General features: G+C 34.2%; 22 protein-coding genes. 16 read left to right on the top strand and 6 right to left on the bottom strand.

What is annotated here, in order from left to right; all coding sequences use genetic code 11:
* Positions 1–2 precede the first annotated feature (2 nt).
* From AAEO57_RS19635 to AAEO57_RS19625, 3 genes are all read right to left on the bottom strand, one after another.
* Positions 3–1,142, bottom strand: coding sequence for an ATP-binding protein (locus tag AAEO57_RS19635; RefSeq protein ID WP_341694731.1), 1,140 nt, complete (start codon positions 1,140–1,142; stop codon positions 3–5).
* A gap of 118 nt (positions 1,143–1,260) precedes the next feature.
* A complete protein-coding gene (locus AAEO57_RS19630) occupies positions 1,261–2,013 on the bottom strand; it encodes an SDR family NAD(P)-dependent oxidoreductase (RefSeq protein WP_341694730.1) in 753 nt (250 codons plus the stop codon).
* A 115-nt stretch (positions 2,014–2,128) separates the two neighbouring features.
* Positions 2,129–3,001 (bottom strand): aldo/keto reductase, encoded by an 873-nt coding sequence (locus tag AAEO57_RS19625; protein WP_341694729.1) that lies wholly within the window; start codon positions 2,999–3,001, stop codon positions 2,129–2,131.
* Positions 3,002–3,225: 224 nt separating this feature from the next.
* Between AAEO57_RS19625 and AAEO57_RS19620 the strand changes: the two genes are divergently transcribed.
* From AAEO57_RS19620 to AAEO57_RS19585, 8 genes are all read left to right on the top strand, one after another.
* Positions 3,226–4,230 carry an AAA family ATPase gene (locus AAEO57_RS19620; protein ID WP_017497457.1) on the top strand — a complete coding sequence of 335 codons (1,005 nt, stop codon included), beginning with the start codon at positions 3,226–3,228 and terminating at the stop codon, positions 4,228–4,230.
* 78 nt (positions 4,231–4,308) lie between these two features.
* Positions 4,309–5,172 carry a DUF58 domain-containing protein gene (locus tag AAEO57_RS19615; protein WP_341694728.1) on the top strand — a complete coding sequence of 288 codons (864 nt, stop codon included), beginning with the start codon at positions 4,309–4,311 and terminating at the stop codon, positions 5,170–5,172.
* 127 nt (positions 5,173–5,299) lie between these two features.
* Complete coding sequence (locus tag AAEO57_RS19610) at positions 5,300–6,934, top strand: hypothetical protein (protein ID WP_341694727.1); 1,635 nt, start codon at positions 5,300–5,302, stop codon at positions 6,932–6,934.
* Entirely contained in the window at positions 6,934–7,935 is a 1,002-nt protein-coding gene (locus AAEO57_RS19605) for a vWA domain-containing protein (RefSeq protein ID WP_341694726.1), read from the top strand. The genes AAEO57_RS19610 and AAEO57_RS19605 overlap by 1 nt, the downstream gene beginning before the upstream one ends.
* A gap of 150 nt (positions 7,936–8,085) precedes the next feature.
* A complete protein-coding gene (locus AAEO57_RS19600) occupies positions 8,086–9,120 on the top strand; it encodes a VWA domain-containing protein (protein WP_341694725.1) in 1,035 nt (344 codons plus the stop codon).
* 39 nt (positions 9,121–9,159) lie between these two features.
* On the top strand, positions 9,160–9,927 hold the full coding sequence (locus AAEO57_RS19595; protein WP_341694724.1) for a tetratricopeptide repeat protein: 768 nt from the start codon (positions 9,160–9,162) through the stop codon (positions 9,925–9,927).
* A 137-nt stretch (positions 9,928–10,064) separates the two neighbouring features.
* On the top strand, positions 10,065–11,816 hold the full coding sequence (locus AAEO57_RS19590; RefSeq protein WP_341694723.1) for a BatD family protein: 1,752 nt from the start codon (positions 10,065–10,067) through the stop codon (positions 11,814–11,816).
* Between the two features lie 45 nt (positions 11,817–11,861).
* Positions 11,862–12,608, top strand: a complete 747-nt coding sequence (locus AAEO57_RS19585; protein ID WP_341694722.1) for a tetratricopeptide repeat protein — start codon at positions 11,862–11,864, stop codon at positions 12,606–12,608.
* A gap of 72 nt (positions 12,609–12,680) precedes the next feature.
* On the opposite strand, the gene AAEO57_RS19580 is transcribed toward AAEO57_RS19585, so the two are convergent.
* The 3 genes from AAEO57_RS19580 to AAEO57_RS19570 form a co-directional block, all read right to left on the bottom strand.
* Positions 12,681–13,676 (bottom strand): NAD(P)H-dependent glycerol-3-phosphate dehydrogenase, encoded by a 996-nt coding sequence (locus tag AAEO57_RS19580; protein ID WP_341694721.1) that lies wholly within the window; start codon positions 13,674–13,676, stop codon positions 12,681–12,683.
* A 425-nt stretch (positions 13,677–14,101) separates the two neighbouring features.
* Positions 14,102–15,259, bottom strand: coding sequence for an iron-containing alcohol dehydrogenase (locus AAEO57_RS19575; protein WP_341694720.1), 1,158 nt, complete (start codon positions 15,257–15,259; stop codon positions 14,102–14,104).
* 4 nt (positions 15,260–15,263) lie between these two features.
* Positions 15,264–16,028, bottom strand: coding sequence for a type 1 glutamine amidotransferase domain-containing protein (locus AAEO57_RS19570; RefSeq protein ID WP_341694719.1), 765 nt, complete (start codon positions 16,026–16,028; stop codon positions 15,264–15,266).
* Positions 16,029–16,112: 84 nt separating this feature from the next.
* Between AAEO57_RS19570 and AAEO57_RS19565 the strand changes: the two genes are divergently transcribed.
* The 8 genes from AAEO57_RS19565 (at position 16,113) to AAEO57_RS19530 (ending at position 21,855) form a co-directional block, all read left to right on the top strand.
* The gene (locus AAEO57_RS19565) at positions 16,113–17,012 is read left to right on the top strand and encodes a LysR family transcriptional regulator (protein ID WP_341694718.1); all 900 of its coding nucleotides are present in this window, start codon (positions 16,113–16,115) and stop codon (positions 17,010–17,012) included.
* Positions 17,013–17,317: 305 nt separating this feature from the next.
* A complete protein-coding gene (locus tag AAEO57_RS19560; protein ID WP_341694717.1) occupies positions 17,318–18,010 on the top strand; it encodes an NUDIX hydrolase in 693 nt (230 codons plus the stop codon).
* Between the two features lie 74 nt (positions 18,011–18,084).
* Positions 18,085–18,918 (top strand): ribose-phosphate diphosphokinase, encoded by an 834-nt coding sequence (prs, locus tag AAEO57_RS19555; protein WP_341694716.1) that lies wholly within the window; start codon positions 18,085–18,087, stop codon positions 18,916–18,918.
* A gap of 77 nt (positions 18,919–18,995) precedes the next feature.
* Positions 18,996–19,523, top strand: a complete 528-nt coding sequence (locus AAEO57_RS19550) for an NADAR family protein (protein ID WP_341694715.1) — start codon at positions 18,996–18,998, stop codon at positions 19,521–19,523.
* Between the two features lie 12 nt (positions 19,524–19,535).
* Positions 19,536–20,006 (top strand): macro domain-containing protein, encoded by a 471-nt coding sequence (locus AAEO57_RS19545; protein WP_341694714.1) that lies wholly within the window; start codon positions 19,536–19,538, stop codon positions 20,004–20,006.
* Between the two features lie 23 nt (positions 20,007–20,029).
* Positions 20,030–20,584: an RNA 2'-phosphotransferase gene (locus AAEO57_RS19540; RefSeq protein ID WP_341694713.1), complete on the top strand. Its 555-nt coding sequence runs from the start codon at positions 20,030–20,032 to the stop codon at positions 20,582–20,584.
* Positions 20,581–21,312 (top strand): metallophosphoesterase family protein, encoded by a 732-nt coding sequence (locus AAEO57_RS19535; protein ID WP_341694712.1) that lies wholly within the window; start codon positions 20,581–20,583, stop codon positions 21,310–21,312. The genes AAEO57_RS19540 and AAEO57_RS19535 overlap by 4 nt, the downstream gene beginning before the upstream one ends.
* Positions 21,313–21,315: 3 nt before the next feature.
* Positions 21,316–21,855, top strand: coding sequence for an ADP-ribosylglycohydrolase family protein (locus AAEO57_RS19530; RefSeq protein WP_341694711.1), 540 nt, complete (start codon positions 21,316–21,318; stop codon positions 21,853–21,855).
* Positions 21,856–21,958 lie beyond the last annotated feature (103 nt).

Here is a 21,958-nt window from a genome sequence, read left to right as displayed (position 1 = left end):
TTTTATTGAACATCGTATTTCATTTTACGCAAAATTCGCAATGCTTCTTTAAATGATAAATACACCTGTCCAAAAGGTTTTAATAGCAATTTAGCGTCAATGAGTTTTTGTTTCGCTTCGTCAAAACCATTCAGGTAACAAATCATAAAAGTAGACGGCAGGTTTTCTAAATCTTTTAGTTCCCGTTCTGATAAAGCAAAGCCTTTTTGCAGTTTTTGAAGCAGAGCAATATTTGAATTGTAGATATGAAACAGCATTCGTTTATTGAATTCGGGCGGCTGAAAAAGCATTTGCCGGTCAATTTTATAATATCCGTTGTCAAAAAAATGTATGGTTTGTTTTTCTAACGGATAGTAACTTGTTTTATCATTTAATCCCAGAGGAACATACTCGGTTATGGTAAAAGTATCGTCATCAAAAACAATAGTGACAACATCCTGAGCCGAATAGAAAAGTTTAATTTGTTCATTTATCAATTCAATATCCACACGTGAAAGAAAGGTTTTATCTCTTGATTGTTTTGGTACTCCAGCCCAGCAGATCACAAACAATTCTTTAAAAACCCTATATTTTGGCGACATATCCTTATGCCTGAAATTCATAAAATCAAATACCCCGTCAAGTGTGTACTGAATACTGTTTCGTGAACTATTTTCGATTCCTATAACAGTTTCGGTATTCTGATAATTTTTTTCTACTTCGCCTTCTACAGGAACCGAATTACTACCGCGCCTGACAAAAATGCTATTTGCCGGGATAGTATGAATTCCTTTTTTGAAAAACGAAATCTGGCTTTTAGGTTTAATGGTAACCAATCCTATTACTTTGTCCTTTGGAAGATTTGGAAAAGGTACATTTTCGTACTGAATCTTAGGAGGGTTTTCTAAAAAAGCATTGACAAGATTCTGAATCCGGCTGTCATCAAAAAAGTCATCACCCACAATTTCGTTATCATGATCTTCAACACCCACAACAATATAAGAATTATTAGTAGGATTTGAATTTGACAATGCGCAAATGTGTTTCAGGAATTTTCCTTTTCCTTCACGCGAATGCAAATTCAGCTGCCTTTTTTTATCATAAAAACTGCTCTCATCATTATGAGCGAGTAGGTTTTTTATTAAAAGACGTTTATTGATCATTATTTCAGATATTAGACTGGCTTAGATTATTAGACTTCTTAGATTATTTTATTTTAGACTTTTCAGATTATTATAAACAACCCAAATCTGAAAAGTCTAAGGTAGTCTAAAATCTAAGCTAGTGCCTTTTCACAATTGTTGACGATGCCTGTGCTGCCGGCATAACAATTAAATCGGCAATATTAACATGGTATGGTCGTGAAACCACAAAATGAATAATATCAGCAATGTCTTCTGCTTTTAAAGGATCAAAACCTTTATAAACATTTGAAGCTCTTTCTGCATCCCCTTTAAAACGTACTTCGCTAAATTCTGTTTCAACCAAACCAGGATTTATTCCGCTTACTTTAATTTTGTGCAGGTTCAAATCAATTCTCATTCCCTGTGTGATAGCATCTACCGCATGTTTTGATCCGCAATATACATTTCCGTTCGGATAAACCTCTTTTGCGGCTGTTGAACCTATGTTAATAATATGACCTGATTCTCTTTCAACCATTTGTGGAATGATTGCCTTAGAAACATACAAAAGCCCTTTTACATTAATATCAATCATCGCATCCCAATCGTCAACATCACCATTCTGAATCGGATCTAATCCGTGTGCGTTCCCGGCATTATTAATTAAAACGTCAATTTGAGAAAAATATTCCGGTAATGAACTTATACTTTCAAAAACAGCATTTTTATCCCTGACATCAAAAACTAAAGAATGTACTTCAGTATATTCTGAAAGTTCTTTTTCCAGTTCGGTCAGCCGTTCTTCCCGTCTTCCACAAATAATCACTTTATAATGGTTACGAGCAAATATTTGTGCTGTTGCTTTACCAATTCCGCTTGTAGCACCCGTGATTAAAATTGTTTTTTTCATTCTGTCTGATTTTTTTTTGAGCCACAGATACAAAGACTTTACATACTAAAAAACCTTATCCTCTGTGGCAAATATTTTTTTTGCTTTAAGCGAAATTTAAAATTTTCTTATGCTTTTAAAGTAATTCTTCTCCTCTACTTTCTGCCCAGATGGCAAACCAGTCTTCTTTATCCATTTCCAGTTCTACAGCTTTCATCAGCGATTGAATCCTGGCTACGTTTACAGTTCCTGCAACCGGAATTATTTTTGCCGGATGTTTTAAAATCCATGCCAATAAAAGTGTATCAGAACCTAAATGGTATTTTTCTACAAGAACAGAAAGTAGTTGTTTCAAACGGCGTGTTTGTTTGGTATCTTCTCTAAAAACTGTTCCAAGCGGGTTCCATGCCAGTGGACGAATACCATGTATTTGTGCGTAATCGAAAGTACCATCTGTCATCGGTTCAAAATTTGTAGCAGAGAACTGTACCGAATGATAACTGACTTCTGTTTTCTGACGAATTAATTCAACTTGCGAATTACTGAAATTTCCAACCCCAAAATCAATAATTTTCCCTTCTGATTTTAGCTTTTCAACGGCCTCAGCAATTTCATCAGCCTGCATCAACGGACTTGGTCTTTGCAGCAGAAAAACATCAATATAATCTGTTCTTAATTTTTTCAGGGATTCTTCTGCAGACCAGATTATGTACTCTTTAGAATGTTCATAATGCCTGATTTTATTATTGCGGTTTTCAGTCACCATCTGAATGCTGCATTTGGTAATTAACTGTAATTTGTCGCGTGAAATTTTACTATTCTGAAGTGCTTTTCCAAACTCGGCTTCAGTGGTATAATCCCCATAAATGTCGGCATGATCAAAAGTGGTAATTTTATTTTCGATACAAAGCTGTATCATACTTTCCATTTCTTTAGGAGACAGATTTTTATCCCACACACCCCAATTCCTGATACCTGAAATTACAGGCGATAATAACGTTTTGCTCATTGTTTTGCTGTATTATTTTTTGTAGTAAAGATGGTTCATTATAGCATATTTACCAAAGTTCTTAAAAATATAAAAATAGATTCACAATTCGTCCTTAAAATTAGGTGTTTGGTCGAATTTTTAACCATTCTTTAACATCTTACTTCTCAAAAAATATTCAATTTGCACTCTCAAAAATCAGGCATAAAAATCAAGAGTTTTAAAAGGTTTTTAAAAATATTTATATGGAAGAAAATACAACGACTTTAGACATTAGAGCGATAAATGAAAAAATTGAAAGAGAAAGTGCTTTTATAGACCTTCTCACAATGGAAATGAACAAAGTTATTGTGGGCCAGAAACACATGGTCGAGCGTTTATTAATCGGACTTTTAGGACAAGGGCATATTTTGCTGGAAGGAGTTCCTGGTCTGGCTAAAACATTAGCGATAAATACATTGTCTCAGGCAGTACAAGGTTCTTTCAGCCGTATCCAGTTTACTCCGGATTTATTACCTGCCGATGTCATCGGAACCATGATTTACAATATCAAAGCAAACGAATTTTCTATTAAAAAAGGACCAATTTTTGCCAATTTCGTACTTGCCGATGAGATTAACCGTGCTCCTGCAAAAGTTCAGTCTGCTCTTTTGGAGGCGATGCAGGAAAAACAAGTTACTATTGGCGACACGACTTTCAAATTAGATCGTCCTTTTTTGGTTCTTGCAACGCAAAACCCGGTGGAGCAAGAAGGAACATATCAACTTCCTGAAGCTCAGGTTGACCGTTTTATGTTGAAAACTGTAATTGATTATCCAAAAATTGATGAAGAACGTTTTGTAATTCGTCAAAATTTAAAAGGATCTTACGAAAAAGTAAATCCTGTAGTTTCTGTAGAACAAATTCTGCGTGCGCAGGAAGCGGTTCGTGAAGTTTATATGGATGAAAAAATCGAAAAATATATCTTAGATATTATTTTCGCTACGCGTTACCCGGAAAAATACAAATTAGCCGACTTAAAACCACTTATTAGTTTTGGAGCTTCACCTCGTGGAAGTATCAATTTGGCTAATGCTGCAAAATGCTATGCTTTTATCAAACGTCGTGGCTATGTAATTCCAGAAGACGTTCGTGCAGTTGTTCACGATGTGCTTCGCCACAGGGTTGGAATTACTTACGAAGCCGAAGCAGAAAACATCACTTCTGTAGACATTATCAACAAAATCGTAAACGAGATTGAAGTACCTTAAAAATAGTTTTCAGTTTTCAGTCACAGTAAACACATTACAATTAACTGCGACTGAAAACTGCGACTGAAAACTAAAGAAATGGATACAAAAGAGCTTTTAAAAAAAGTACGGAAAATAGAAATCAAAACGAAAAGACTGAGTAATCATATCTTTTCGGGAGAATACCACTCTTCATTTAAAGGACGAGGAATGACGTTTAGCGAAGTGCGCCAATATCAATATGGTGATGATATTCGTAACATCGACTGGAATGTAACCGCACGCTATAACGAGGCTCACGTAAAAGTTTTTGAAGAAGAACGCGAATTGACCATGGTTTTAATGGTCGATATTTCGGGCTCTGAAGGCTTTGGTTCAAAAAGTCAGTTTAAAAAAGATATCGTAACGGAAATTGCGGCAACGATGGCTTTTTCGGCTACACAAAATAACGATAAGATTGGCTTAATATTGTTTTCTGATAATGTCGAATTGTACATTCCGCCAAAGAAAGGCCGATCTCATGTTTTGAGAATTATTCGTGAATTGATCGAATTTGAACCAAAAAGCCAGAAAACAGATATAGCCCAAGCTTTAAAGTTTCTTTCAGGAACACAAAAAAAGAAAGCAATTGTTTTTATGATTTCAGATTTTATGTCTGAAAATTATGAGCACACTTTAAAAATTGCTTCTAAAAAACATGACATAACAGGTGTTCGGGTTTACGATATACGTGAAGAAAAAATCCCAAATTTAGGAATGGTAACAATGCTTGATGCCGAAACCGGAAAAATTCAGCTCGTAGATACCGGTTCTAAAAAAGTCCGAATGAATTACGAAAAGCATTATCAGGAAAGGGTAAATTATTTCAAGGAAATTTTCAGTAAATCTGGTGCTGGTGTCGTAAATACAAGAGTCGACGAAAATTACGTGACTAAATTACTGGGGTATTTTAAATCGAGATAATTTAGATTATCAGACATATTAGATTATTAGAATATTAGATTAATTTGAAGAATAATCATAAAAAAATCGCTTAAGCTAAATCCGTTTAAGCATTCATTTTAGACTAAAATCTGAAATCAAAAACCAAATGAAATTAAAATTTTACATATTTCTATTTTTACTTTCTTCAGCTGTTTTTGCACAAAGCAAGCAGATTGAAACCAGTATTGATACTACAAAAAATAAAATTGGTGCCGAGTTTAAGCTAACACTTAAAACAGTAGTAAGCTCAAAATCTAAAGTTGTATTTCCTGCTCTAAAAAACATTGGTGCTTTAGAAGTTATTCAATCGTACCCAATTGACACCGTTAAAAAAGACGGTACTTATGAACTGATTAAAAAATATGGTTTAACACAATTTGATTCCGGAAGATATGTCATTCCGCCTGTTAAGATTCTGATTGATAAAAAACCTCATTTAAGTGAGCCGGTTTCTGTTGAAGTTGCCAGCATAAAAGTCGACACCCTACAACAAAAAATGTATGACATCAAAGATATTTCTACAGTAGAAAGTGGTATTGGAGAATGGTGGATTTATCTTTTGATTGTAATTCTAATTATAGCAATTGGTGCTTTTGTTTATTGGTACATGAAAAAACACCAAAAGAAAAAAATTGAAGAGGAAGTGTATAAAACACCAATCGAAAAAGCAACAAGCCTCTTAAACGTGTTAGAGAAAAAAGAACTCTGGCAAAAAGGTGAAATAAAAGAATATTATAGTGAATTGACTGATATTGCGCGAAATTATATTGAAGAAGCAATTCAGATTCCGGCTATGGAAAGTACAACTTCCGAACTGATTCAGGGACTTAAAACGGCTTCTACCAAAAAGAAAATGAGCCTGACTCCTGAAACTGTTGAGAATTTAGAACGCGTTTTAAGACAAGCAGATTTAGTAAAATTTGCAAAATCAAAACCACTAGAATTTGAAATTACAGAAGATAGAAATAAGATTCAGAAAGCAATTTTAACGCTTGACAGCGCTATCCCGACAGAAGTTCCTGCTGAAGAAGAAGATTTACTTCTTAATGAAGCACAAAAACAAAAACAAATCAAGCTTCAGTTAAAGAAACAAAAAAACAAACGTATTGCAATTGCAGTGGGTACAGTAGTGTTTTTAATAACTGCCACTACAACTTATTTTATCGTTACAAAAGGTTTCAAGTTTGTAAAAGATAATGTCATTGGACATCCAACGAAGGAATTACTGGAAGGAGAATGGATAAAAAGCGAGTATGGTAATCCGGGTATTTTAGTTGAAACTCCAAAAGTTTTAAAACGATTAGACACTCAAAAAGTACTGCCAAAACAAGCAATGGCACTAATTAAAGAAATGCAGCTTTTTGGATACGGAAGCTTACTGGATAACTTTTACATTACGGTTTCTACAGCAAAATTCAAAGCCGAAACAGAAATAGATTTGTCAAAAGCACTTGAGGGTAATTTAAAAATTATCGAAAGCCAGGGAGCCAGAAATATGATTGTCAAACAGGAAGATTTTGAAACCAAAGAAGGAATTACAGGTATAAAAGGTTATGGAACATTCACACTCATTAATGACACTCTGAAATCGAGCACTAAAATTTACTATGAAGTCCTGATGTTTAAACAAGATGGCGGATTGCAGCAAATTGCTATATTCCATGAAGAAGGAGACACTTACGCTAATGATATTTCGGATCGAATTTTAAATTCTGTTGAACTTAAAAGAGCGAGCAACTAATGGAAAAAATAACTTTTTTAAATCCGGAATTTTTTTGGCTGTTTTTACTAATCCCAATTGCAATAGGATGGTTTTTCTGGAAACGCAATCAGCAATCGGCTACCTTAAAAATGAGTTCAACTCAGGGTTTTAAAAACAGCGAATCCCTATTGACAAGATTAAAACCGTGCTTATATGTCTTCAGAATTATTGCATTAAGTTCTCTCATTATTGCTTTAGCAAGACCAAGAACAGTGGATATCAGCAATGAAACTAAAACGACAAAAGGAATTGATATTGTAATGGCAATGGACGTTTCGGGGAGTATGCTGGCAAAAGATTTAAAGCCAAATCGTATGGAGGCTTTAAAAAGAGTAGCTGCAGATTTTGTCAGTGAAAGACCAAATGACAGAATCGGGCTGGTTTTGTATGCACAGGAAGCTTATACCAAAACACCTGTAACAAGTGACAAAGCCATTATTTTGGAAGCTATTAAAGAAATCAAATACGACAATGTATTAAAAGACGGTACGGGGATTGGAATGGGTTTGGCAACTGCCGTAAACCGACTTAAAGACAGCAAAGCAAAAAGCAGGGTGATTATCCTTTTGACCGATGGGGTAAATAATGCCGGTTTTATTGAGCCTGAAACAGCTTCAGACATTGCAAAACAATACGGAATAAAAGTATACACCATTGCAATCGGAACTAACGGAATGGCCGAATTTCCTTATGCATACGCTCCAAATGGCGGATTTTTATTCAAAATGCAAAAAGTGGAAATTGACGAACAGTTATTGAGAAGTATCGCCAGAAAAACAGAAGGAACTTATTTCAGAGCAACTAGTAATGACAAATTAGCTGAAATATACAATTCAATCAACAAACTTGAAACAACGGAGATTCAGGAATTAAAATTCTACGATTATGATGAAAAATACAGGATTTTTGTACTCCTCTCAGGATTTTTATTGCTTTTGGAAGTTGGTTTAAGAAATACGGTTTACAGAAGCTTCATTTGATTTTCAAATCAAAAAAATTCAATTTTTAAATTCCAAATCCCAACTTGGAATTATGAATTTAAAATTTGGGAATTAATTTAGTACGAAAGCAAAATTTGGAATTTGGAATTTATCTCAAAAAACTAGTGAGATTGGAATTTTAAAATATTTATGGAATTAGACGAAAAAAAATATTTATATCTATTATTTCTCATCCCGATTGTGGTATGTGTTTTTCTTTTTAATATGTATTGGAAAAGAAAAAAGCAACGTGAATTTGGTGATTTGGAAATGGTAAAAAAACTAAGCCCGGAACGCTCTGTTTTTAAACCGGTCTTAAAATTAATAGTGTTTCTTCTGGGCTTAACCTGTCTGATTATCGGTTTGGTAAATCCAAAAATCGGAACTAAAATGGAAACCGTTAAACGAGAAGGAATTGATATTGTTTTTGCTGTTGACGTTTCAAAAAGTATGTTAGCAGAAGATGTGGCGCCAAGTCGTTTAGAAAAAAGTAAGCAATTGGTTTCACAAATTATCAATCAGTTAGGGAGCGACAGGATCGGAATTGTAGCCTATGCGGGAAGTGCTTTCCCGGTTCTGCCGATTACAACAGATTACAGTGTTGCCAAAATGTTCCTCCAGAGTATGAATCCCGGAATGGTATCATCACAGGGAACCTCTCTTGACGAAGCAATCAAATTATCTGCCACTTATTTTGATGAAAAAAGTAAAACCAGCAAACTGTTAATCCTGATTTCTGACGGTGAAGACCACTCCGAAGGAGCTGAAATTGCTGCAGAAGAAGCCAATAAAATTGGTATGAAAATCATTACCATTGGTATCGGAACTGAAAAAGGTGCTACAATTCCGTTAAAAGAAAATGGTGTAGTAAGAAGCTATCAGCAGGACCAAAACGGTGAAACTGTTATTACCAAATTAAATCAGGAGGGTTTAAAAGCTATTGCAAAAGCAACAAAAGGCGGATATGTTTACGGCGGAAGCACAAAAGAAGTACTGGAATACATAAAAAATGCTTTAAATAATATTCAGAAAACAGAGTTTGAAGCCACACAAATGGCCGAATTCCAATCGCAATTTCAGTGGTTTTTAGGTTTTGCCTTTCTACTGTTGTTTTTGGATATTTTTCTGTTGGAAAGAAAAACAAACTGGATAAACGAGTTGAATTTATTTAACGAAAAGAAATAATTGTTTCACATACACACGGAAACAAAAAACAATAACAGAATGAAAAATTTACTTCTTTATATTTTACTAACCTTTTCTTTGGCACTTACGGCTCAGGAAAAAGACAAAACATTGCCACAAGCCAATGAAGAATATAAACAGAATAAATTTGTTGATGCTGAGGCAGATTACAGAATTTCTCAATCAAAATTCCCTAAAAAAGCTACGGCATCTTATAATTTAGGAAATACTATTTATAAACAAAATCAGGCATCAGAAGCAAAATATGCTTATGCAAAAGCGATTAAAAATGCCAAAACGAGACCTGAGAAACATAAAGCTTTCCATAATTTAGGAAACGTTTTTATGAAAGAGAAAGATTATTCTCAGGCTGTCGAAGCTTATAAAAATGCATTGCGCAATGATCCGACTGATGATGAGACACGTTACAATTATGCTTTGGCTAAACAAAAACTAAAAGAAAACCCTCCTAAAAACGATCAAAACAAAGACAAAAACAAAGACAAAAACAAGGATAAAAAAGACGACAAAAAAGACGGCGACAATAAAGACAAAAAAGACGGGAAGGACGATCAGAAAAAAGACGATAAAGGCGATAACAAAGACAAAAAAGACGGTAAAAACGATCCGAAAAAAGAGGACAAATCAAACAATAACGGAGAGCCAAAACCTATGCCTGGAGGAATTTCCAAAGATCGTGTCCAGAATTTACTAGATGCTGTAAACAATGAAGAAAAGAAAATTCAGGATAGAGTAAATGCTCAAAAAGTAAAGGGAAGCCCTAGAAAAGCAGAAAAAGACTGGTAAAATACTTTTCTTTAAAACAATATGTCACCCTGAGCGAAGTCGAAGGCTCATAACATAAGTAGGCTTCGACTCCGCTCAGCCTGACAAAATAACATGAATTTTAATTTAAAAACATTCAAAAAACGATCAAACAAGTAATGAAAAGATATTTAATTCTATTACTATTTACTTTTCAGGGGCTTATGGCTCAGGTTCAGTTTGAAGCCAGAGTAAGCAAGAATACACTTGGGGTTAATGAGAGACTCCGTATTGACTTTATCATGAATGTTGACGGTGATAACTTTGATCAGCCTTCTTTTGACGGCTTCAGGATTGTTGCCGGACCAAGTCAGCAAATAAGCCAGTCATGGGTTAATGGCCGAAGCTCATTTCAAAAAATATATTCCTATTTTTTGCTGCCTGTGCAAAAAGGAACTTTTACAATCAAACAGGCTTCAATTGAATACAACGGACAGGTTTACAAAACCTCTCCTATAAAAATAACAGTTACCAATGCTGTGGCTCAGGAAAGGGACCCTAATTATCAGCAACAGCAGCAAGGAGGAGGAAATGAGGTTCTGAATCTTGTAGCAGAAATTTCAAAAACAAATCCATATATAAATCAGCCTATTACGGTGGTTTATAAATTGTATTTCAATGGTATTAACGTAACCGGTTTTAAAGAGCTGGCAAAACCAAAATACAAAGACTTCTGGAATCAGAACATTGACATCAAACAACTGCAGGTTGAAGAAGGAATGTTCAAAGGAGAACGTTGTTATTTTGTGGTGCTTAAAAAAACGATTTTATACCCTCAAAAATCAGGCAATCTTACTATTGAACCACTTTCTTTAGACATCGGGATTCAGGTACCTAGAGGCCGTAACATGTTTGGTCAGATCGTATTTGATGACGGAAACAAAACCGTTTCTGCAGGCGCCAAAACAATTAATGTAAAAGCGCTTCCGGAAGCAAGTAAGCCAATTGGTTTTACTGGAGCTGTTGGTAAGTTTGATTTTAAAGTTACCCCTTCAAAAACTACTTTAAAAAGTGGTGAGAGCCTTGATTTAATTGTTAGCGCAGCCGGAACAGGTAATATGAAATTGTTTACGTTACCAAAACCTGTTGTACCAAATGCATTAGAGATGTATGATCCGGTTCATGATGAACAAGTAAATACGTCACTTGCCGGCATGTCTGGAAAAATTTCTGACAAGTATACTATAATTCCTCAATTTAAAGGAAAATATGCTATAAAACCAATGGAATTCTCTTATTTCGATTTGAATTCCGGAAGCTATAAAACCGTAACTTCTCCTGAAATCATGATTGATGTTTTAGAAGGACCGGTTCAGGCTGAAGCTACAGCTTCCAGCAATGCATCAAAAAATGTAATTACGAAATCAGAACAGTTTAAATACATCAAGCCAAAAACTGTTTTAGTTTCGACAGCAAAAGATGATTTCTACGGCTCTGATTTATATTACAGCTTATTATTATTGCCTTTCGTGATTCTACCTATTATCGTGATTGCTAAGAAGAAAAAAGAAGCTATTGACAGTGATGTTACCGGTAACCGAATTAAAATGAATAATAAACTGGCTAAGAAATATTTATCTGAAGCCAAAAAGCAGCTTAACAATAAAGAACCGTTTTATATTGCGCTGGAAAAAGCAATGCATAATTTCCTAAAAGCCAAATTACACATTGAAACATCCGAAATGAGCAAAGACAATATCCGCGAATTACTATTATCCCGAAATGCGAATCCTGAAACGGTTCAGAGTTTTATCAATCTGACTGAAAACTGCGAATTTGCACGTTATGCTCCGGCATCGAGCGCTTCAATTCAACAGGATTATGACAAAGCTGTTCTGATTATCTCGGAATTAGAAAAACAAATTGTTTAAACCTAGCCGCAAGTTTGTGAAGGTGAAAAATTAGAAACCAGGAAAATGAAAAATATAGTATATCTCTTTTTATTAATCACGCAGGTTTTCTTTGCTCAGAGCAGCTTTGAAAAAGGAAACGCCTTGTATCAAAAAGGGCAATATCAGGAGGCAGCTCAGGTTTATGAAAGCATTGTTAAAGAAGACAAACAACACTCTGCTGAATTGTATTTTAATTTAGGAAATTGCTACTACAAACTCAATAAAGTCGCACTCTCTATTTATAATTATGAAAAAGCACTTGTACTGAAACCGCATGATGCCGAAACTTTGAACAACCTGAAATTTGCCAAAAAACTAACCATTGATGAAATTAAGGAAGTTCCAAAAGTTGGTTTTGCAAAACTGATTCAGAATTTTACAGGCATTTTTAATTACAACACCTGGGCATGGATTTCGGTAGGAATTGCATTTGCCTTTTTACTGAGCTTTATTGGCTATTATTTTTCACAGCTTACCCTTTCAAAAAGAATCTATTTTATCGGAATGTTTGTTTTGTTATTTGCTTTATTTTTGAGCGTTTCAGCAGGAATAACTGAAAAAGACCACTATAATAACGATCGCCCGGCAATCGTTTTTGCTGAAATGACAGAAGTACGAAGCGAACCTCAGAAAGCGGCATCGAGTATTTTCTTATTACATGAAGGCGCTAAGGTTTACGTAACCGAAAGCCTGGAAAACTGGAAAAAAATCGAATTGACAGATGGCACAGAAGGCTGGATTGATGCTTCTGCTATTAAAGAAGTAAAATAGAGCAATATCATTATAAAAAAAGAGTCCGTTACTATAGTAGAAACGGACTCTTTTTTATACTTAAATTTTATCTTAATCTAAAGATTCTGTTAGTTTTTTGAAAACAGTCTTGGCATTCTTACCTTCGTACAATACAGCATACACGGCATCAATAATAGGTGTTTTGGCTCCATAGCCCTGATTTAATTTATAAGCACTTTTAGCAGCGTAATAACCCTCGGCAACCATACTCATCTCCATCATAGCGCTTTTTACCGTATACCCTTTCCCGATCATATTACCAAACATTCTGTTTCTTGAAAATACGGAATATCCTGTTACCAGTAAATCTCCTAAATAAGCAGAGTCATTGATGTTTCGTTTCATTCTGTGAACTTTCTTGATAAATTTTCGCATCTCACGGATTCCGTTACTCATCAATACAGACTGAAAATTATCACCATAACCCAAACCATGTGCAATACCGGCAGCTATAGCATAAATATTTTTCAGCATAGCCGCATATTCTGTTCCTATGATATCGTCAGAAATTTTAGCTTTTATATAATTACTGGATAGAGATTTTGCAACCGTACAGGCTTTCTCTGGATCACCGCAGGCAATTGTTAAGTATGAAAGTCTTTCTAAAGCAACTTCTTCAGCATGACAAGGCCCTGTAATAACGCCGATATTGTAGTATGGAATATCGTATTGAATATGAAAATGCTCTCCAACAATCAAACTTGTCTCAGGAACAATTCCCTTGATAGCTGAAAAGATAATTTTATTCTCCAGAGAAACTGTTAAATGTTCTAATTCTGCATTTAAAAAAGCAGAAGGAATCGCAAAAATTAAATAATCTGCGTATTCAACTGCTTCATTTATATTGTTTGTTAATTTAAGTTTATTGGTATCAAACTCCACTGAACTTAAATAATTTGGATTGTGTTTATATTTTAAAAGGTGCTCTATCGCTGCATCATTTCGCATATACCACGAAATTTCAGGAAGATTCACACATAACATTTTTGCAATAGCTGTTGCCCAGCTCCCACCACCAATTACTGCAAATTTTAAATTTTGACTCATTATTCAAATAATTTAAGGCAAAAGTACTTAATAATGCAGTAATATCACAAAATGTGATTTAAGAATTTTAAAAACAGGCTTTAAAAACAAGGCTTTTTCTAATGAATTTCAAAAAATTAAAAAATATTTTCTTACCCATACAATAAAAAACAAGCAGTTGCGTTGTAAGTTATTATTAATTAGATTATTAAATGAATTTAGTAAGAATTGAGTTAGTTAGTTTTGTTTTAGTATTTTAAAAAGGCGTTCCTAAAAATTTTAAGAACGCCTTTTTTAATGCAAATCCCCAAATTTAAGCTCCAAATAACAATTTCTATTTCTTGATATTAAATAGACATTTACAACTTCAAATAAAAATTCCAAATTCCAATAATTTAGGTTACTATTGGAATTTGGAATTTAAAAAAAACTTGAAATTTTATTTTTTAATAACTCATTTCTACAATAGATTTTACCTTATCCAGAGTTACCAGTTGATTTTCACCTAAACCTTTCCATCCCCTTTCTTCAAAACGATCTACAATAAAATCTGCTGTTTTGTCGTAGTCATTTGTGTATTGAGAAAGTTTAGTATCCATTCCCATCGTATGGAAAAATTCTACCGTTTTATTAATCGCTTCTTTAGCCACTTCATCATCAGAACCGGTTAAATTAAATATTCGTCTTCCGTATTGTGCCAGCTTTCCTTTTTTAGTTTCAAACATGACATTATACAAACTTGGACCAATAATCGCCAAAGTTCTGGCATGATCAATTCCGTACAAAGCTGTTAATTCATGACCAATCATGTGTGTTGCCCAGTCGCTCGGAACACCTTTTTGAATCAATCCGTTTAGAGCCATCGTACAGCTCCACATAAAATTAGAAGCTAAAGTATAATCCGTTGGATTTTTTACAACTCCAGGACCAACTTCAATTAATGTTTGTAAAATTCCTTCGGCAATTCTATCCTGAAGAAAGGCATCGGTAGGATAAGTTAAATATTGTTCCATTACGTGGGTGTAAGCATCTACAACACCGTTTTCTAATTGTCTTTTTGGTAAAGAAGCAATTACTGTTGGGTCACAAATAGAGAATTGAGGGAATAAGGCGCTTCCACCAGAAGATAATTTTTCCTGAGTAGCTTCAATTGTTACCACATATCCCGAATTCATTTCGCTTCCTGTTGCCGGCAGCGTCAAAACTGTTCCAAACGGCATTGCATTTTCTTTAATTAAAATTCTTTTTTGAAGAATATCAATCGGATCCCCTTCAAAATTGACCGCTGCCGAAATAAATTTTACACCATCAATAACAGATCCGCCACCAACAGCCAGAATAAAATCAATTTTTTCTGCTTTTATAACATCAACAGCTTTCATCAAAGTTTCAAATCTGGGATTTGGTTCGATTCCGCCAAATTCTACAATTTCAAAACCTTTCAGATTATTGATTACCTGATCGTAAATTCCGTTCTTAAAGATACTTCCTCCACCATAAGTCAAAAGAATTTTAGCCTCTTTTGGAACTAAAGCCGAAAGTTTTTCAATTTGTCCTTTACCAAAAACTAAATTCGTCGGATTGTATAATTCAAAATTTAACATCTGCTTATTTTTTTAATTGTGCCATTAATTTTTCAGCTACCAGTTTTGAAGAAGCCGGATTTTGACCTGTAATCAACAAACCGTCTTCTACTGCATAAGGTGCCCAATCAGCTCCTTTTGAATATTTGCCACCATTGGCTTTCAAGACATCTTCTAATAAAAACGGAACCACTTTTGTCAATCCAACACCTTCTTCTTCGGTATTTGAAAATCCGGTAACTTTTTTGTCTTTAACCAAATAAGAACCATCAATTTTTACATTTTTTAATGCTGCGGGTGCGTGACAAACAAAACTTACTGGTTTTTTATGATTGTAAAAAGATTCAATCAAAGCAATAGAGTTTTGATCTACAGCCAAATCCCACATTGGTCCGTGACCACCCGGATAAAACACTGCATCAAAATCTTTCTGATTCACATCTGTAATTTTATGTGTATGTTTTAGTTTTTCCTGTAAAGCTAAATCTGCATCAAAACGTTTCGTGTCTTCCGTAGCAGCACTCGGATCATTACTTTTTGGATCAATTGGCGGCTGACCACCTAAAGGACTTGCAATCTCTACAATATATCCCTGATCTATCAGCGTATAATAAGGAGCAGCAAATTCTTCTGTCCAAAATCCTGTTTTTTCACCTGTATCTCCTAATTTGTCATGGCTCGTAAGCACAAATAATACTTTTTTCATCTGTTTTTTATTTAATTTTTGAGCAGTAGTCGAAATGCTACTTGCTGTAAAAGCGATTATCGCAAATAATGCTATTTTGTTCATTTGATTAATTTTAAACAAATTTACGGCTTATATGGTATTTGTAAAAATAAAATAAACTATGTTTGTTATAAATAATTTTATATCATGGTCAACTTAGAATGGTACAGAACGTTTAAGGCAGTTTATAAAAATGGTAATTTTTCGAATGCCGCAAAAGAGTTATTTATGAGTCAGCCAGCCGTAAGTCAGCAGATTTCCATGCTTGAAGCTCATGTTGGAAACAAATTATTCATTCGAAAATCAAAAGGCGTCGAACCAACTGAATACGCTAAGTTACTGAATAACTTAATAATAGACGCACTCGAAAGGCTGGAAAATGTAGAAACCGGTTTCAGAGCCAAAGCCGAAGATGCTACGCGATTAATTTCTGTTGGTATTTCAAAACATCTGTTCTCCAGTATTGGCAATAGTTTAATTTCAAAATTTGATTTTATTGATTTTACTTTTGCAGATAATGATTCACTTTTTGAATTAGTCGATTCTAAAAAACTTGATTTTGCAATCGTTTCCAAAAAATACGATACATTCGATACTATTTCTGAAACTGTGGCTAAAATTAAACTGGTAATGGTTGCGCCTGTAAATCTAGATATAACCGAATTCCGTCAAAAGTTAAAATCTGACAATTTTACTGAAGCAGAACAATGGCTGAACGAACAAAAATGGTATTCTCATGACGCCAGGATTCCGCATATCAAAGTGTTCTGGCTTCATGCCTTTAATAAAAAAAGACCTTCAATGGTTCCCAACTATATTATTCCATCTGAACATGAAATGCTGGAAATGTTGTCCAGGAATTCCGGAATTGCGATAACGTGGAATTGCAATGCGAGAAAATTTATTCAGCAAAACAAATTGCAATTAGTATGGAACAGTTTTCATGTTCCTGAAGAATATGTTTATTTACTGGCCGCTAAAAACAATAATCTGAAGACTTTTTTTGACACCATCGCAAACGAAGTCAGAATTGCCATGTCTACTTAATCATCAGAAATGATGAATGAAGGTTAAATCCAACAATAATTTGTTAACCAGAACTTCTATGCTATGATAGCTGTCAGGCTGAGCGAAGTCAAAGCCCTATCCTATAAAGCCCTTCGACTCTTCTCACGGTAAAATTCGTTCTTAAATTTCAAAAAATATTGAACTATTAAAGATTCAATAATACCCAATATTTTATGGAATCTAAATCCCTATTTATAAAATTTTTAGTTAAAAAACTTTAAATCTTAAATCGTAGGAAGTACAAAACAATTTTTATATTTGTGTAAATCTTACGCATTTAGAATATGACTAACATTCAAAATATCAGAGTAGCTGTTGATGCAATTGTATTTGGCTACCAGAACAATCAGTTATATGTTCTTTTGATACAACAGAAATTTGGGACAGAAGAATTGTATTGGGCGTTGCCTGGCGGTTTGGTCCAAAATGATGAGGCGCTGCAGGATGCAGTAAAAAGGGAGTTAAAAGAAGAGACCAATGTTACAGTTAATTATTTTGAACAGCTGTTTACTTTTGGTGATGATATAAAACGAGATCCAAGAAACCGTGTAATTTCTGTTGCTTATTTTGCTCTGGTAGATCCATCCAAATTAACCATCAAAGCCGATTCTGATGCTGACCATGCGCAATGGTTTAAAATCAAGGAAGTTCCACCTTTAGCCTTTGATCATAATAATATTCTAAAAAAAGCTATTGAACGTTTAAAAGCAAAGCTCACTTATGAACCCGTCGGATTTGATTTACTGGCAAAAGAATTTCTTTTTTCTGAACTGGAAAATTTATACTGTACAATTTTGGAGAAAGAAATAGACAGACGAAATTTCAGAAAAAAAATATTAAGCTTTGAAATTATCGAAGAAACAGATCAATATGCCCCTTCGAAAAGTGGTCGTCCAGCTAAACTTTTCAAGTTTAACAAATTAAAATACAATAAGTTAACAAAAAAAGGCTTTCACTTCGAAATAAAGTTTGCGTAATTTTTACACAAAATAAATTGTTTATTTAAAATTTAATTCTACATTTGCGTATAATTAACGCAAACAAAAAAACTATGATACTAAATCTCGACCCAAAATTCGCTCCATTTCATAATCAGGAAGAAATTAAATTTCAAAGTTTTACTTTCTCTGGAGGAGAACCCCATATTAAAATCAATCCAGATTTTGATTGTAATCAGAAAATAACAATTACGCATAGATTAAATTCATTCAACGATTTAGGATTATTGTGCATTACAGTTGATGCTTTACGCAGAATGGATGTTAAAATCATCGATCTTTTTATTCCGTATTTTCCAGCGGCAAGACAAGATCGTGTTATGATTCCTGGTGAACCGTTGTCTGTAAAAGTGTATGCTGATATTATTAATGCAATGCAATTAAACAAAGTTTTTGTTTTTGATGCGCACTCAGAAGTTACTCCAGCTTTGTTAAATAATAGTACTGTGATTCCGAATTATACTTTTATAAAAGAAGTTTTAGAAAATATTGGAAATAATGTAAAACTGATTTCTCCAGACGGTGGGGCTTTGAAAAAAATCTACAAAGTTTCTGAGTTTTTAGGTGGTATTGAGGTGGTAGAATGCAGTAAAAGCCGTGATGTAAAAACTGGAAAATTATCTGGTTTTAAAGTTTACGAAGATGATTTGGAAGGAATGGATTGTTTAATTGTAGATGATATCTGCGACGGCGGCGGAACTTTCGTGGGATTGGCTGAAGAATTAAAAAATAAAAATGCTGGCAAATTATACTTAGCGGTAAGCCACGGAATTTTCAATAAAGGTTTTGAAGTTTTAAACTGTTTTGACGGAATCTTTACCACAAATTCTTTTAAAGATTTTGAAGGAGAAAGCGTTCAAGTAATTGGATTGGATCAATTACTTTAAATGTTTCAAGTTAAAAACAGTTTTCAAGTCCAGCGAAAAACCTGAAACTTTAAACTTGAAACAAAAACACTAACAAAATGAAATACAATATAGAAAATGTAGTTCCAGAAAGTAAATTTTTATTTTTCTGGGGACATCAACCCGATAAAAACGGAAAAATTACCAAAACCTGTTTCAGTCAATGGTGGTTAAGTCCTTTTAAAGTAGAAAAAGTAACTTACAAAACTGCCGAACACTGGATGATGTCCAAAAAAGCAGAATTGTTTCAAGATCAGGAAATTTTAGAAAAAATTCTTGAAGCCGATTCTCCCGCTGAAGCTAAGAAACTAGGTCGTGAAGTGAGAAATTATAATGACAAAGTTTGGTTAGAAAACCGATATGAAATTGTAAAACAAGGAAACTATCACAAATTCAGTCAAAATGCTGATTTGAAAACTTTCTTACTAAACACTAAAGAGCGAGTTATTGTTGAGGCGAGCCCCGTAGATCCAATTTGGGGAATCGGAATGGCAAGTGATCACAAAGATGTTCTAAACCCGAAAGCCTGGAAAGGTTTGAATCTTTTAGGTTTTGCTTTGATGGAAGTTAGGGATGAATTAAAATAATTTGATTACAAAATGAAAGACATTCAATATATAAAAGGCGATGCTACATCTCCTGAAGGGGCAGAAAATAAGATAATTGTTCACGTTTGCAACGATATTGGTGCATGGGGAAAAGGATTTGTAATGGCAATTTCAAAAAGATGGAAAACACCTGAAAAAAGTTATCGTGAATGGTTCAAATCTAAAAATGATTTTGAATTAGGGAAAGTGCAGTTTGTTCAGGTTGAAGAAGATTTATGGGTAGCAAATTTAATTGGTCAGCATAAAATCAATAAGGATGAAAACGGGGGAGCTCCAATTCGATACAATGCTATTGAAGAAGGCTTAAATGCAGTTTCTGATTTTGCTAAAACAAACAATGCATCAGTTCATATGCCTAGAATTGGATGCGGATTAGCTGGCGGAAAATGGGAAATGATTGAACCAATCATTCTTAAAAAGCTGGCCGATCAGGATATAAAAGTTGTGGTTTATGATTTTTAAATCCAGAATAAAAATTAATTAAGATGAATGAAAAAACAGCAAAGAGCGTCAGCAAATTTCTAAGTCTAATGCTCAGACATTCGCCAGAAACGATCGGACTAAAATTAGACGAAAACGGCTGGGCAGATGTCAATGAATTAATAGAAAAATGTAATAAAAAAGGAAGTCACAATCAGATGACGGCTGAACTTTTGGACTACGTTGTAGAAAATAACGATAAAAAGCGTTTCGCTTATAACGAAGATAAAACCAAAATCAGAGCAAGCCAGGGACATTCCATTTCGGTTGAATTGAATTTAGCTGAAACAGAACCTTTAGAATATCTGTATCACGGAACTGTTGGAAAATTCATCGAAAACATTCAGAAAGAAGGCTTGAAAAAAATGAGCCGTCAGCACGTACATCTTTCCAAAGACAAAGAAACCGCAACAAAGGTTGGAAGTAGAAGAGGTGTTCCTCAGATTTTAACTGTTAGAAGCGGCGCTATGTTTAGAGACGGATTTAAATTTTATTTGTCTGAAAATAATGTTTGGCTGACAGATGAAGTTCCGGCAAAGTATATCGAATTTAAATCATGAAAAGAACCTTAGTTTTTGGAGATATTCACGGCGGATTAAAAGCTTTAATTCAGTTATTGGAAAGAATTAATTATTCAGAAAACGACCGATTTGTTTTTCTGGGAGATTATGTTGACGGCTGGAGCGAATCGAAACAATTGATTGATTTTCTTATTGAATTATCCCGAAAACAAGAATGCATTTTTATAAAAGGAAATCATGATGCTTGGTGTCAGGAATGGTTAGAAAAAGATATCATAAATGATATTTGGTTCTTGCACGGAGGAAAATCGACTATAGAAAGTTATGCAGGAATTGAACTTTCAGAAAAAGAAAAGCATCGTCTTTTTTTCAATTCGATGAAAGATTATTTTGTAGACGAAAACAATAATTTGTTCATTCACGCTGGTTTTTCATCGATGCACGGTCCAGAAAAAGAACATTACAAAACTAATTATTCATGGGATAGAACGCTTTGGGAAATGGCTTTGACGATGGACAAACGAATCCAGAAAGATTCACTTTCTTATCCAAAACGATTACTGCTTTTTAATGAACTTTATATCGGTCATACGCCAACACTTCATTATGATGTCGAAATCCCGATGCAAGGATGTAATGTTTGGAATATTGATACTGGAGCAGGTTTTTATGGAAAATTAAGCTGTATAGAAGTTGAAACGAAAGAATTTTGGCAGAGTGATGTCGTTCAGACATTTTATCCTAACGAAAAAGGAAGAAATAAGTAAAAAATGAAAAACACAATAGAATCTGGTTTATTTGGATTAGCGGTTGGCGATGCTTTGGGCGTTCCAGTCGAATTTAAGTCCAGAGCTTATTTAAAAGAAAATCCAGTTACTGAAATGTTTGGCTTTGGAACACATCATCAACCAATTGGAACTTGGAGCGACGATAGTTCTCTTGCTTTTTGTTTAGCAGAAAGTTTGTGTGCAGGTTATGATTTAAATGATATCGCTAGAAATTTCGTAAAGTGGTATAGCGCAGAAATGTGGACGCCGCATGGACGAGTTTTCGATATTGGAATAGCGACTACTCATGCGATTCACAATATAGCTAAAGGACATCAGCCTGATTTATGTGGAGGATTTTCTGAAAGTGATAACGGAAATGGTTCATTAATGCGTATTTTGCCATTGGTTTTTTATCTTCAAAAAGAAAATGATATTGAAGTTATTTACCAAAAAGTAAAAGAAGTTTCGTCTATTACGCACGCACATTTCAGATCGGTATTTGCTTGTTTTATTTACGTAATATCACTAGTGTCCACTTAAAATAAGTTAAAAACCAGCTGGTTAGTATTATGTTCATTGATATTATTGTAATCTGATTTCATAAGTAGTTCATTTATAAATGTTTTATCGAGTAATGATGCGG

Source organism: Flavobacterium calami (assembly GCF_038290035.1).
GTDB lineage: Bacteria > Bacteroidota > Bacteroidia > Flavobacteriales > Flavobacteriaceae > Flavobacterium > Flavobacterium calami.
This window is presented reverse-complemented; position numbering and strand designations above follow the sequence as displayed.